Genomic DNA, 13,618 nt, shown 5'->3' on the forward strand with positions numbered 1-13,618 from the left:
GATGCGTTGGTCGAACGCGCTTGTCTGTGCCGCGTTCTTTGGGGCTACTGCTTCATCGACCTACGCTGCAGAAGACCTTGGCGATGCTGAGGCAGGGAAAGCCGTGTTCGCCAAATGCAAAGGCTGTCATCAGGTTGGAAAGGGGGCCGAAAACAAAATCGGTCCGCATCTGAATGGGATTTTTGGGCGCAGGGCAGCTGGTCTGGATGGCTTTAGCTATTCCAAAAGCCTTGCGCGCGCGGGTAGCTCGGGTCTGGAGTGGCACGCTGACACACTGTCTGCGTACATCGAAAACCCACGTGCATTCGCGTCAGGCACCAGGATGAGTTTTGGTGGCCTGAAAGACCCGGTAGACCGCGCCAACGTGATCGCCTATTTGCGGGATTTTTCCGACAATCCTCAGGACATCCCAGAAGCGGACCCGACGGCGAAGGGCACGGATCATTCTATCGACCCCGCGATCTTGGCGATTCAAGGAGATCCGGAGTACGGCGCATATCTCAGCAGCGAATGTACAACGTGCCATCAGATCGACGGAGGCGATGAGGGCATTCCCTCGATCGTGTACTGGCCTGACGAAGACTTCGTGGTCGCCATGCACGCATATAAAGACAAACAGCGGCCACATCCGGTCATGCGAATGATTGCCGGACGGCTGAGCAATGACGAGATCGCGGCATTGGCTGCCTACTTCAATAATCCATAGTGACGGTGTCCAAGAGGAGGAATCGCGATGACGCTAAATAGACGAGTATTTCTTGGAGCCGCCGGGGTGGTAGCAGCCGGGTTATCGGCACCGATGGTGTTGGCGCAAGGCAAACCACGCGTGGTAATTGTCGGCGGCGGTGCGGGCGGTGCAACTGCTGCGCGCTACATCGCAAAAGACAGCAGGGGTGAGATCGACGTAACGTTGATCGAGCCGTCGCGGACCTATTACACCTGTTTCTTCTCAAACCTGTATCTGGGAGGGTTTCAGGAGCTTTCGGACATTGCCCACAGCTATGGCACGCTTGCCGCGAACTACGGCATCAACGTGGTGCATGATTGGGCCACAGGGGTGGATCGCGATGCCAAGACTGTGTCCTTGGCAGGTGGCGGGTCCGTTCCATATGACAAGCTGATCCTGAGCCCGGGTATCGACTTTGTTGATGGTGCGGTCGAGGGCTGGGACGTCTCGGCGCAAAATAAAATGCCGCATGCGTACAAGGCTGGATCTCAGACCGAGCTTCTCAAGGCGCAGATCATGGCAATGCCCGAAGGCGGTACATTTGCAATGGTCGCGCCACCGAACCCGTACCGTTGCCCACCCGGACCGTATGAGCGGGTTTCAATGGTTGCGCATGTTCTGAAGGCGAACAACCCGACAGCAAAGATCATCGTTGCCGACCCGAAACCGAAGTTTTCCAAGATGTCATTGTTCCAAGAGGGTTGGGCCAACCACTACGAAGGAATGGTTGACTGGATCGGCGAAGATTTCGGCGGCGGCAATGTCGCCGTAAACCCGGATGCAATGACCGTTACTATCGACGGCGAAGAAACCAAGGTCGATGTCTGCAACGTGATCCCAGCGATGAAAGCCGGACGCATTGCGGAAATGGCAGGGGTGACCGATGGCAACTGGGCACCCGTGAACGCCGCGGATATGTCCTCCAAAGCCGACCTGGATATCTACGTTCTTGGTGACGCCAGCCAACAGGGTGACATGCCCAAATCCGGCTTCTCGGCCAACAGTCAGGCGAAAGTCTGTGCGAATGCCGTGCGAGGTGCGTTGACCGGGTCCAAAGTGTTTCCGGCCAAGTTCTCCAACACCTGCTGGTCGCTCATCGACACCGATAATGGCGTCAAGGTTGGCGCAACTTACGAAGCGACTCCCGAAAAGATTGCCAAAGTGGACGGCTTTATCAGCCAGACCGGCGAAGATGCGGACTTGAGAAAAGCAACTTATGAAGAGTCGCTGGGTTGGTACGCTGGTATCACTTCAGACATGTTCGGTTAAGGTATTCAGGGGCTTTGACTGGTGTCAAAGACCTTGATGAGCAATCTGAGAAGATGCGGCTCAAGAGGAGGATTAAAATCATGAAACACTTTATCGCTGTAGCCGCTTTTTCCACTGTTCTGGCGAGCCATGCGTTTGCAGAGGAGATCATCACCGCCCCATTTGACGGCAGTTTTGATGATGCAACCTTCGCCGTCGAGTCCGCGATTGTCGGACAGGGACTGGTCATCGACCATGTAAGCCACGTAGGCGACATGTTAAATCGTACGGGCGCTGATGTCGGCAGTGACAAGCAGATATTTGCGGCCGCAGACATCTTCATTTTCTGCTCGGCAAAAACCTCGCGCGAGGTGATGGAAGCCGACCCTATGAATATCGGATTCTGCCCCTACGGGATTTTTGTAGCCGAGGACGACAGTGGCGTGATGGTGGGATATCGAGGCTACCCTGACGGGCCAATGCAAAAGGTTCAGACTCTGTTATCCGAGATCGTCGAAGAGGCCGTAGGGAATTGAAATGAACTATCAGCAGTTTTTTCGTGATCAACTGGACCAGCTTCAAGATGAAGGGAACTATAGGGTCTTTGCGGATCTCGGAAGGCAATGCGGTGCATTCCCGACCGCGCGCAATTACGCAGAAGACGGTCCCGAAAAAGTCACTGTCTGGTGCTCAAATGATTATCTTGGCATGGGTCAACACCCCTGCATTCTTGCAGCAATGCACCAAGCGATTGATGAGTGTGGTGCCGGGGCGGGTGGTACGCGGAATATCTCTGGAACCACTCATGAGCACGTTTTGCTGGAACAGGAACTAGCCGACTTGCACTGCAAAGAGGCGGCATTGCTATTTACGTCCGGCTACGTTTCAAACTGGGCGGCTTTGGGAACTTTGGCCTCCCGCATTCCTGGTATCACCGTACTGTCAGACGAGTTGAACCATGCCTCGATGATTGAGGGAATTCGCCACAGCCGTTGTCAAAAGCGGATCTGGAAGCACAATGATATTGCAGACCTTGAAAGGCAGCTTGCTGACATACCAGCCAACGCACCAAAGCTCATTGCGTTCGAAAGCGTCTATTCCATGGATGGTGATATCGCGCCAGTTGCCGAGATCTGTGATCTGGCGGATCGCTATGGCGCGATGACCTATTTGGATGAGGTTCACGCCGTAGGGCTTTATGGACCGCGCGGCGGTGGCATCGCCGAACGTGAAGGCCTGATGGATCGCCTAACCGTTATCGAGGGGACATTAGGCAAAGCCTTCGGTGTCGTCGGTGGATACATCGCGGCGTCGAAAGAGCTTGTGGACTTCGTCCGGTCCTTTGCCAGCGGGTTTATCTTTACCACTGCATTGCCTCCGGCCGTAGCCGCAGGTGCGGCAGCCTCGGTTCGGCACCTGAAGCAAAGCAATGCGGAACGATATCTGCACCAGCAGCGAGTGCGCGAAGTTCGAGACAGGCTGGACGAACTGAGTATTCCCCATACTCCGAACCCAAGTCACATCATTCCGGTCATGGTCGGCGATCCGGTTAAGTGTCGCTTCATCTCTGATGTACTGATGCGTGACTATGGAATTTACATCCAGCCGATCAACTATCCAACCGTTCCCAAGGGAACGGAGCGTCTACGGATTACACCGTCGCCGATGCATTCTACTGAAGACGTGGATCGACTGGTATCTGCATTGGGTGAGTTGTGGACGCAATGCCAGTTGGCGCGCAGGCCAATGGTCGCGCAATGACAACTTGACCGAAGACAAGGATGCACACGCTACGAAGTGAGAGTTTCTGTTGATGGAGAGACTCATCGATCTGTTGGGAGACTCTGGCGCCTTGGCATTTGCCGGAGTGCTCGTCGGTATCTTGTTTGGCGTGACGGCTCAGAAGTCTCACTTTTGTTTAAGAGCGTCGGCAGTCGAAGTCGCCGAAGGCGAGTTAGGTCCCCGCTTGGCCGTTTGGCTGATCGCCTTCACCACTGCGCTAGCCTTGGTGCAGGTGCTTATCGCGTTTGAGTGGCTAGACCTTTCCGAGACACGTGCAATCGCGTCGACAGGTAGCCTGAGCGGCGCGGTAATTGGTGGAGCGATGTTCGGCGCAGGCATGGTTCTGGCGCGTGGATGTGCATCTCGCCTTTTGGTATTAGCCTCCTGCGGTAATCTGCGCGCCCTGGTTACGGGGTTGGTTTTGACCTTAGTGGCTCAAGCCGCCTACACAGGTGTTCTTAGTCCCGCCCGCGAGTTGCTGTCTGGTATCTGGGCTGTCCCAGGAGGCGCGCCGCGTGATCTTTCAGAAATACTTGGGTTCTCGCCAACGGTTTATACAGCCGTTGCAGCGTTGGGATTGGTGTCGGCCATTGTCTTTGCGTCCCACCGGAAAGTCGCGCCTATAAGGATCATAGCGGCCGCAGGAGTTGGCCTGGCTGTGGCGCTCGGCTGGTTGATAACATTTGCCATCGCGCAAGCATCTTTTGAAGTCGTGCCTGTGTCTTCAGTCACGTTTACCGGACCGGCCACGGACACACTAATGGCGTTGGTTGCAAGTCGAAACGTTGTGTTGTCCTTCGGTATCGGCCTTGTCCCAGGCGTAGTAATTGGTGCGGCAGGCTCAGCCTTGACTGCAGGGGAGTGGAGGATCGAACGATTTGGCTCGGAAACTCAGATGGAACGCTACCTCGTAGGGGCTGTTCTCATGGGGTTTGGGGCCATGCTGGCGGGAGGTTGCGCGGTGGGTGCCGGGCTTTCAGGAGGGTCCGCCCTGTCATTGACCGCATGGGTTGCCGTATTTTTCATGTGGGTCGGGGCGATCAGCACGCATAGATTATTGATGCTAATCCCTGTTCCGCAACATTCCTGAGCTACTCGAATTCCATCTGTTCGAAAACGCGCCCTGCATTTTTCGTGGCCAGTTCTTCAAACGTGTCCAGGTTGGCGTAAGGTGACTGATCGACGTAGTAAGCCTCAGCCAGATCACCTCCTGCATCCATATGCTCTTGAATCTTGCCGCGCAGATATATCAGGTAGTCGCGTGTATAGCGGCGCACCTGATCCATGTTCGTAGGATGGCCGTGTCCCGGTATCACATAAGTGGCATCTAAAGCTTCGAATTCGGTGTCCCAAGTTTCAAGCCAATCCGCTGTATAGGTGTCTTGAAAGATTGGCAGCATGCGTTCGTGAAACGCCATGTCTCCCGCAATGACAAGGCTTTGGTTCGGCAACCAGATCGAGATATCGCCGGGACTATGGGCAGGGCCGAGGTACTTTGCCTCAATCCGGAATTCACCCATCTCAACCACGTATTCATCATCGAATGTCTCGGTTGGGCCGGCCAGGAATGTTCCGTCTGCCTTGTCCTGATTGTATCGCTGCATTCCTTGCAGAATTTGCAGGCCATATTCCTCGAATTCAGCCGCTGCTTCTGAATGTGCGATGATCGGAATGCCGAGTTCTGACCAGTAAGCGTTGCCAAGCATCGCGTGCCCCTGGCCATTCTCGTTGAAGACAAGTCTGACAGGCTGATCCGTGATGGCCTGAATTTCCTTGTGAAGCGCTTCGGCAAGGACATAGGCTGCACCGCCGTTTATGACGACTACACCTTCACCGGTTACAATGAAGCTGAGATTGTTGTTGTGACCAGAGTTTTCGTAGGTTGGTGGTGCGGTTGCGCCAATGGCGGAATAGACGCCAGGGAAATACTCGACCGGTTTGGAATACAGCACGCTTTGCGGATATTGGTCTGCAATTTCCTCGCTTGCCCAAGCTGGTGCGGCCAAGGCCAAGGCAATCGCAAGCGTTCGTATCATGTTGGTTCTCCAATGAACTTATACGCAGAGCCAGTTTTTTCGACCCGGCCGATTCCACCATTCGGCAGGTGGAAGCCAATTATCTTCATTTGCTCGCGAGAAATCTCATCTAGCAGCAAACTACGAGTTGCTGCAGCTGTCTGTGGATCCTGATCCGTACCACTGTGCCAATCAGGCCGTTCAAAAGCTACGTGTGGATTTCCCAACGCATCGCCGACAATCATCACGGATTCACTGCCGCTGCGGATTTCAAACGCCATGTGGCCGGGTGTGTGCCCAAAGCTTGCACGGGCGGCAATGCCTGGAAGGATCTCTTGTCCGTCGTCAAAGAACGCCACCTGATCCTCAATTTCTGCCATCCGGCGCTTCGCGCCTACAGCGAACGCAGCGCGATCTTCTCCTATTGAATCTACCGTTGAAGGGTTCCACCAATAATCCCACTCTTTACGGCCAAAGTGATGCGTCGCGTTGGGGAAAAGCAGGTCGTCGAAGTCATCCAAAATGCCCCAGATGTGATCCGGGTGCGCATGGGTGAAAATCACGTGCGAAACGTCTTCGGGCGACAGGCCGATTGTTTCAACAGTTTCCATAAGTTTGCCAGACGTGGGCATGAAATCCGGCCCAGCTCCGACATCGAATAATACCGTGTTTTTACCATCACGATAGAGCGCCACGTTGCACTCTGGCTCGTACTTGGTCGTGCCCACTCGATTGCGATTCAGAAGCTGCTCGAGTTCTTCTTTCGGCATGGACCCAAAGACCATTTCCGGTGGCAATGACAGGTACCCGTCTGATACGGTTGAAATCCGAGCTGAAGAGCCGAGTTGCAACTCGGCCCTCACGATCCTGGATTGAGTACCAAGCATCCCAAGGCAAGCGGCGCTGTACAAGAAAGTGCGGCGAGAAAATGCATTTCCATCCATACACAATCAATAAAATGAATGTTATTATTTGTAAATGGAGAAAGAAAGGCTGTGTGTGCAAAGCTGCTTTCGTCTTGATCACTAAGAAGTCTACTCAACTTCTTCGGTACCGGCGGGTAAGTCAGCGATTACACCGGTGCCCCTGAGAGCCTGCATCTCAACTCTTGGAGCGAAATGGGACTGGTTGCGGCGTGTGGCGTTTCCCGCTTTTTCGTGACGATTCCCAGTTCTTTTTGAACACAAAATTCGTCTGCTGTTACCCAAAATGCCACCCAAACTATGTTTGCGGTACGTGAGAGCAACGCTGAGTTCACGTTTCTAACTGATATGTTATGGGGTTTTGGTAGCGGAGGAGGGACTTGAACCCCCGACACGCGGATTATGATTCCGCTGCTCTAACCAACTGAGCTACTCCGCCATGAGTGAATGGCGATTTAAGGGAGGGGTTGGGGAGGGTCAAGAGGGAAATGGCGCCTTTGTTGGGAATATTTTAGCTGGGACTAATCCGAATTCGGCACAACCGTCGCCCTGGGTTCTGTATTTTGTACCACGCCGCGAATGAAGTTGTTGCAGATGTCCGGGACTGTCAGGGGGATCATATGGCCCAGCCCTTCGATCTGTTCAAAACTCAGACCAAACGCCTGCATTGATTCACCGTGTTGCGTGGCTGACAAGAGCGCATCCTGTGCTCCAAACAATATGGAGCCAGGCACTTTCAGGTCGCCATAACGGGCGACCTGCGCCGGCATGCTCTGTTCAATCCCGATCACATCCTGTGAGGCGCTGATAAACGCGGATGGACGCATCCCCAAAGCGCCGCCGGCGCGGTCCAGAAAGTCTTGGGGCGCGGGTTCTGGCGCAAAAGCCGCGCTAAGGGTGTGCGGTGCGGTTTTTGCGGCCAGCGGGACGGCAATCGTGTTGCCGATCAGACTGCGCAGCCATTCTGTCCGGATTTCAAGCGGTTTGAACACGGCGGGCGGGCCAGGCATCGCCTGAGTAAGCGGGGCTAGCAGGGCCAGGGCCTTGATCTTGTCCGGGTAATCCAGCGCCATCGCCAGAGAAACCGCGCCACCCAGCGAATGGCCGACCAGAATTGGGTTGCTGACCCCCTTTGCCTCTAGAAATTCATGTATCATGCGGCCCTGTTCGGGCAACCGCCCAAGCTCTGCCGTCTCACGAGTTGAGTATCCGCAACCGGGGCGATCCACGGCAATGACGTGAAAATCCTCGGCCAGTTTATCCATCAAGGCGTAGGTGAAATGTTGCAACTGCCCGGCCAGCCCATGAATGAGCACAACCGTCTGATTGGAAGGGTCGCCCTTTTCCACATAGTGGATATCGCCGCCGCGCACGGAAATGATAACCCCCTGTTGTGGGACACGCGTCCGGCCGTCACGGGTCAGCTTGCGTGTCCAAAGATTCATCGCAACAAGAAACAGCGCAATGAACAGCGCAATAGTCAGGAAGATTGTCATCAGCCTATCCTCTGGATGGAGCAGATCAGATTACTGACCGGATAGCGCCACAACCCGAAGGCAATGTCCACAGCTCGCTTAAAGGATCTAATGCGGACTGGGTTAGCCGCGCAAGATCGTCCCAGTTGGATCAAAGGGCGGTTCTTTCAGGATCGTTGCCCTATGCAGGCGCCCTAATACCATGACCTCGACCCTATCGCCTGCCTCGGCACCCGAAACATAGCCCAAGGCCAGCGACATACCCACGGAATAGCCATAAGCGCCCGATGTCACCCGACCAATTCCGCGCCCGTCCATGAAAATGGGTTCGCCTCCGGTCGCGTCAGCGTTCGAAGCTGCGGTGTCGGCTTCGTCCAGATGCAGCAGGACAAGCTGCTCTCTGGCTGGAGAGGTCATGGCAGTATTGGCGGCATCTTTGTTCAGGAACGATTTGTCGAATTTGCACAACCGGTCCAAACCGACCTCGTGTGGCCAGTATTCGGGGCTGTATTCGCGCCCCCAAGACCCATAGCCCTTTTCGATCCTCAGCGACATCAGTGCGCGGCTGCCAACTGGGCCTGCGCCGAACTCTTTTCCGGTCTCGATCAGCGCCTCATACAGGCGGAGCTGATCTTTCGCGGCGCAATGCACCTCCCAGCCCAGATCGCCGGTGAAGGAGACACGCAGCGCCAGGACCGCAATTCCGGCGATTTCGATCTGTTGCGAGCGCATGAAGGGGAAATCCTCGGGGCTGAGCGAGGTATTCGTAAGCCGTTGCAGGATTTCCCGCGATTTCGGTCCAGCCACGTTAAAGCCGCAAGTCTCTTCGGTGCGGCTTTCGAAACGGGTGCCGTCGGGCAGAGGAACTTGTTTGAAGAACCGTTTGTGATAGCGCTCGGCCATGCCCGAGCCGATGATCCAGAATTCGTCGTCGGCCACGCGGGTCACGGTGAAATCGCCGGCAATACCACCCCGTTTTGAGATCAGCGGGGTCAGGCAGGATCGACCAACCGATCTCGGCATGGAATTTGCGAATACGGCATTAAGCCAACCCTCGGCTCCCGGACCTTTGCAAACATATTTGGCAAAGTTTGAGATGTCGATGATCCCGGCCCGATCGCGCAGCATCCGGCATTCCGCGCCCACCGGTTCCCACCAGTTCTGGCGGGTGAATCCGTTGGTGTCCGTGGCGCCGGGCGCCTCTGCGAACCACAGCGGGTGTTCCCATCCGACATTCAGGCCAAAGACGGCACCCATGTCCTTTTGCCTGTCATAAATCGGGCGGGTCCGGGCAGGGCGTCCTGCGCTGCGTTCTTCATTTGGGAAGTGGATGGCAAAGCGGTGTGCGTACTGATCCTGCACGCGGGCCTTGGTGAAATCTTTCGTAGCCCATGTGTCGAACCGCGCCACGTCCCAGGCGAACATGTCGTATTGGGTTTCGCCTTCGATGATCCACTGCGCCGCCATCAGGCCCATGCCACCCGATTGCGAGAATCCCGGAATGATGCCGTTGCAGCAGAAATAGCCGTTGACCTCGGGCACTGGTCCCATCAGAACGTTGGCATCCGGTGACCAGATCATCGGTCCGTTGATGACCCGTTTGATCCCGGCGTCGCCCACGGCAGGTACGCGTTCGATGGCGTTCATCATATTCTCTTCGATCCGCTCCAGATCGTCGGGAAACAGATCATGGGCAAAATCCAGGGGTGTGCCGTCCTCGGCCCAGAATTTCATATCCTTTTCATAAGCCCCCACCAAAAGGCCCTGACCTTCCTGCCGCAAATAGTACTCGCCATCGCGGTCACTGACCGAGGGCAGGCGGGTATCATGCGCCGCGACGTCAGCCATGGTTTCGGTGACGAAATACTGATGCTCGGTCGGTTGCAGGGGTAGCTCGATCCCGGCCAACATGGCAACTTCGCGGCCCCAAAGACCGGCGGCATTCACAACCCACGGCGTTTGGATGTCCCCCTTAGGGGTGCGTACGATCCAGGTGCCGTCTTCTTGCTGATCTGTCGCAGTGACCGGCGTAAAGCGGTGGATTTCGGCCCCACGCTGGCGCGCGCCGACAGCGTAGGCGTTGGTGACCCCCGAGGGATCAACATTACCGCCATCAGGTTCGTACATGACACATCGGATGCCATCGTAATTGACCAGCGGGTTCAGACGCTGCGCCTCTTCGATGCTGATCTCATAGAAATTCATCCCGTACAGCTTGGCCTTGGCGGCCTGCAGCCTCAGCTGGTGCTCGCGCTCTTCGGTTTGGGCCAGATATAACGAGCCGGGCTGGAACACGCCGCAGCTTTGGCCGGTTTCAGCCTCAAGCTCTTTGTACAGCGTCATCGTATAGTGTTGGATGCGGCTGATATTGGTGCTGTCATGCAGTCCGTGGATGTTCGCCGCCGCGTGCCAGGTCGAGCCGGATGTCAGTTCATCCCGTTCCAACAGCACCACGTCTGACCACCCCGATTTGGTCAGGTGATACAGGATCGAGCACCCAATCACACCACCGCCGATTACCACTGCCTGTGCATCTGTCTTCATGAGTCTGTCATCCAAAATTTTGGTCTTGTCGTCATGTGTTACCAGTACTGAACCCAAGACAACGGGTTTAAATTTCACGTGGGATTGAACAGATATAAACCAAGGTTAGTCTCCGATGCCCACCACTATGCACGTCCATACTCGACCAGTCTGTGGTTCAATTCATCTGTTTCAGAGGCCCCGGCTTCCAGGGCGAATATAAAGGCGTGGGTCAGGTAAAAACAGGCCGCGTCGATATCTTGCACCGCTTCGCATTCATCTGCTGCAATAGTGTAATAGCGGACCAACGCGGCAGGATCATCATGATCATGCGCCTCAAGTAGCAAGCGATCCAGTTCTGTTCTGTCCATCGGGTCTCCGTCGCGTCTGGCCAGTCGTGCGTGGCCAGACAGCTGGTTCAGTCGGCGCGACCGCTTTCAATCTGTGTCGCAACCCAGTGATGGAAATTATGGGTCGGACCATCCATCACCGGAGAGAATCGACCGCCGTCGAACAACATTCCGTGCCGACCCTTTTGCATCCCTTCAACAACGAACACATCCTCTTCAAACACAGTTTTCCATTGCTGGGCGTTTGCCGCCCTCAGGCCATCATGTTCAGGTGTGTCTTCGATGCTTTTGGCATAATAAAGCTCGATATGCTCAACGGTATTTTCGTGATCAACCGGTTCCAGGACAATGGCAAAGGCATGGTCACGCTGCACACCCAAAAGAACATTCGGATACACGGCCACATACTCTGCACCCTCATTCCATCGATCGCTGAGCCCGTCGAAATCGGCGAATGTGGTGCCGTCATGGTCAGTGAGTTGTCGATAGACAAGCGTGCCTTGACCGGAATAGTGCCCGCGCACTTCGATGTTATAGTGATCCTCAAGTCGCGAATAGCTGTTCAGGCCGGGATGCACCCAGGGCAGGTGATAGCTTTCGCAATAGTTCTCAACCGCCAGCTTCCAGTTGGTCTTGACCTCCAACTTGAACGAAGAGGCCTCACCGCCGTGATGTACTGGTTGATCAAACTCTTTCCAGCGTTCCAATAGGGCGGCGTGCGCCTCTTCGAATTCGGGTGCATTGCCGTCCACATTCACAAAGACCACGTCCCGCCAGACATAAGAGCGAATACGGATCAGGCCCAGAGATTTGCGATCCACGTCCTCATGGGTGTTGTGACCGGCGCCGCCAACATGTGGCGTCGCACGCAGCTCTCCCTTCAGGCTGTAGCACCAGCTGTGATAGGGGCAACGGATCGCGCCACTTATCTTGCGAGGGGTATCGACAAGGATCATCCCGCGGTGACGGCAGGTATTTTGAAATACGCCAACCTCACCATCCCGATCCCGCACGATTAGTAAAGGCATGCCTAGGAAATCGACCGGCATGGCATCGCCTTCCTCGGGCACGTCTTTGCCAAAGCCGATCCCGGACCAGTTGGCGTACAAAACCGATCTACGCTCTTCGGCGAAAAGTGCCGGGTCGATATAGTGTTCGTTTGGCAGGCCGTTTGCGACATTCACATCGACCAGAACGGAAGACAACGCAGTATGCTTGTTCATCGGGCTCTCCTGCAGGTGTTGTTTGGTCTCTATTGGCGGATACGCTGGCATCCACTCAATATCAGAAAACCTCATCACAGGGTGATTTCACCTAAACCGAACCGTCCTGAACCTCTTGAATGATCCAATCTTTCAGCGCCCGGGCACTTTCGGACAAGTCTTCATCCAAGCGGCCAACCAGATAAAACTGGTTTGGAGCGATCTGGAGGTGGGGCCCGATTGCCACCAGCTTTCCCGATTGCAGCATGGGTTGGATCAAGCGTTGCCATCCAAGAACCAGCCCGGCCCCCTTACGCGCCCGCTGGAGGGCTACCGAATAGCTGTTCACACGAGAATCGATCGGAATGGTTCCCGTGTACCCGAGTTGTTGAAACCATTCGGGCCAAGTGGTCCAGCTGCGGTCTTCAGAGTCCAGATGTATCAGTCGTTCAGCGGCGAGATCTTCAAGGCTTGCACCGGCCAACCGATCCGCCACCTCTGGGCAGGCGACGGGGACCAGACAATCCCGAAACAGAGGAGTGTGCGAAAGGTCACCGTTGCCGTCCCGGCCGTAGCGAATAAAGAAATCGATATCCGGCCGACCCCGAAATGGTCGATCCTGTGAAAGCTGGTCAACATTTACTTCAGGCATTTCGCGCCAGAACCGGATTACCGATGGCGACAACCAAAGAGCAGCCACTGCAGTGGTTGATCCTACGGTTACCTTTTCGACGGTGGCACGGTCGCGGATTGTTGCCAGTGTTTTTGAGATGCGGGTAAACGAAGAAGCCAGCGCGTCATACAGCGCTTTGCCGTCTTCCGTCAGTTCGACCCCTCGGTGTTTGCGCTGGAACAAGGCGGTGCCAAGATCACCTTCCAACGCTTTGATCTGATGACTGACCGCGCCCGGCGTTACCGACAGTTCTTCAGCCGCATTCTTAAAGCTTAGATGGCGCGCAGCGGCTTCGAAGGCCGACAGCGTGGTGAGTGGCGGCAGATTATAGTGGCGTCTGGACATGACAGGTGTAGCCGTTGGTGGTCTTCAGGTTAATTCTTCTCACTCAAATATTGGACTTTTTAAGATTGTGCGCCAGAAGAAATTTTCCAAAACGATGATGTTGAGTGCCGTGTTTCCGATACGTGCGGTAAAGATCAGGCAATGTTTCTGTGACGACCGGGTTTGGTGTCAGCCAGTTCATTGACGGTTCTTATGCCATCACCGACATGGAGTGGATCATGGATATGGGCAGAGATGATCCCGCGCTAAGCATGGCAGAACTGATAGCAGGTCTGGTCGTCATCATGGGTCTGTAGATCATTTCGGCGGTTTCGGGTGCGGGTCGCTTCCTGCAAACATGTATCGCAATTAGTGA

At 55.2% G+C, this 13,618-nt stretch carries 13 protein-coding genes and 1 tRNA gene; 6 read left to right on the forward strand and 8 right to left on the reverse strand.

Annotated features, from left to right (window positions below; translation table 11 throughout):
- Position 1 precedes the first annotated feature (1 nt).
- From AC2FFB_RS07300 to AC2FFB_RS07320, 5 genes are all read left to right on the forward strand, one after another.
- Positions 2–706, forward strand: coding sequence for a c-type cytochrome (locus tag AC2FFB_RS07300; protein WP_496874719.1), 705 nt, complete (start codon positions 2–4; stop codon positions 704–706).
- Between the two features lie 27 nt (positions 707–733).
- Positions 734–1,996, forward strand: a complete 1,263-nt coding sequence (locus AC2FFB_RS07305; protein ID WP_496688785.1) for an FCSD flavin-binding domain-containing protein — start codon at positions 734–736, stop codon at positions 1,994–1,996.
- 80 nt (positions 1,997–2,076) lie between these two features.
- Entirely contained in the window at positions 2,077–2,511 is a 435-nt protein-coding gene (locus AC2FFB_RS07310; RefSeq protein WP_496688783.1) for a DUF302 domain-containing protein, read from the forward strand.
- 1 nt (position 2,512) lies between these two features.
- On the forward strand, positions 2,513–3,736 hold the full coding sequence (gene hemA, locus AC2FFB_RS07315) for a 5-aminolevulinate synthase (RefSeq protein WP_496688781.1): 1,224 nt from the start codon (positions 2,513–2,515) through the stop codon (positions 3,734–3,736).
- Between the two features lie 52 nt (positions 3,737–3,788).
- The gene (locus AC2FFB_RS07320; RefSeq protein ID WP_496874720.1) at positions 3,789–4,847 is read left to right on the forward strand and encodes a YeeE/YedE family protein; all 1,059 of its coding nucleotides are present in this window, start codon (positions 3,789–3,791) and stop codon (positions 4,845–4,847) included.
- Between the two features lies 1 nt (position 4,848).
- On the opposite strand, the gene AC2FFB_RS07325 is transcribed toward AC2FFB_RS07320, so the two are convergent.
- The 8 genes from AC2FFB_RS07325 to AC2FFB_RS07360 form a co-directional block, all read right to left on the reverse strand.
- Positions 4,849–5,793 (reverse strand): MBL fold metallo-hydrolase, encoded by a 945-nt coding sequence (locus tag AC2FFB_RS07325; protein ID WP_281995313.1) that lies wholly within the window; start codon positions 5,791–5,793, stop codon positions 4,849–4,851.
- Entirely contained in the window at positions 5,790–6,716 is a 927-nt protein-coding gene (locus AC2FFB_RS07330) for an MBL fold metallo-hydrolase (RefSeq protein WP_496874721.1), read from the reverse strand. The genes AC2FFB_RS07325 and AC2FFB_RS07330 overlap by 4 nt, the downstream gene beginning before the upstream one ends.
- A 341-nt stretch (positions 6,717–7,057) precedes the next feature.
- Positions 7,058–7,134 (reverse strand) — tRNA-Met (locus AC2FFB_RS07335).
- An 82-nt stretch (positions 7,135–7,216) separates the two neighbouring features.
- Positions 7,217–8,191: an alpha/beta fold hydrolase gene (locus tag AC2FFB_RS07340; protein WP_496693663.1), complete on the reverse strand. Its 975-nt coding sequence runs from the start codon at positions 8,189–8,191 to the stop codon at positions 7,217–7,219.
- Between the two features lie 102 nt (positions 8,192–8,293).
- Positions 8,294–10,714, reverse strand: a complete 2,421-nt coding sequence (locus tag AC2FFB_RS07345; RefSeq protein ID WP_496874722.1) for a GcvT family protein — start codon at positions 10,712–10,714, stop codon at positions 8,294–8,296.
- A gap of 125 nt (positions 10,715–10,839) precedes the next feature.
- A complete protein-coding gene (locus AC2FFB_RS07350) occupies positions 10,840–11,064 on the reverse strand; it encodes a hypothetical protein (protein WP_142635874.1) in 225 nt (74 codons plus the stop codon).
- A 47-nt stretch (positions 11,065–11,111) separates the two neighbouring features.
- On the reverse strand, positions 11,112–12,266 hold the full coding sequence (locus tag AC2FFB_RS07355; protein ID WP_142635876.1) for an aromatic ring-hydroxylating oxygenase subunit alpha: 1,155 nt from the start codon (positions 12,264–12,266) through the stop codon (positions 11,112–11,114).
- Positions 12,267–12,357: 91 nt separating this feature from the next.
- The gene (locus tag AC2FFB_RS07360; protein WP_496874723.1) at positions 12,358–13,263 is read right to left on the reverse strand and encodes a LysR substrate-binding domain-containing protein; all 906 of its coding nucleotides are present in this window, start codon (positions 13,261–13,263) and stop codon (positions 12,358–12,360) included.
- Between the two features lie 149 nt (positions 13,264–13,412).
- Here AC2FFB_RS07360 and AC2FFB_RS07365 point away from each other — a divergent pair, with 149 nt between their 5' ends.
- Positions 13,413–13,559 carry a hypothetical protein gene (locus tag AC2FFB_RS07365; RefSeq protein ID WP_496688712.1) on the forward strand — a complete coding sequence of 49 codons (147 nt, stop codon included), beginning with the start codon at positions 13,413–13,415 and terminating at the stop codon, positions 13,557–13,559.
- Positions 13,560–13,618: the final 59 nt, after the last annotated feature.

It is taken from the genome of Ruegeria sp. YTSA219, assembly GCF_059609985.1.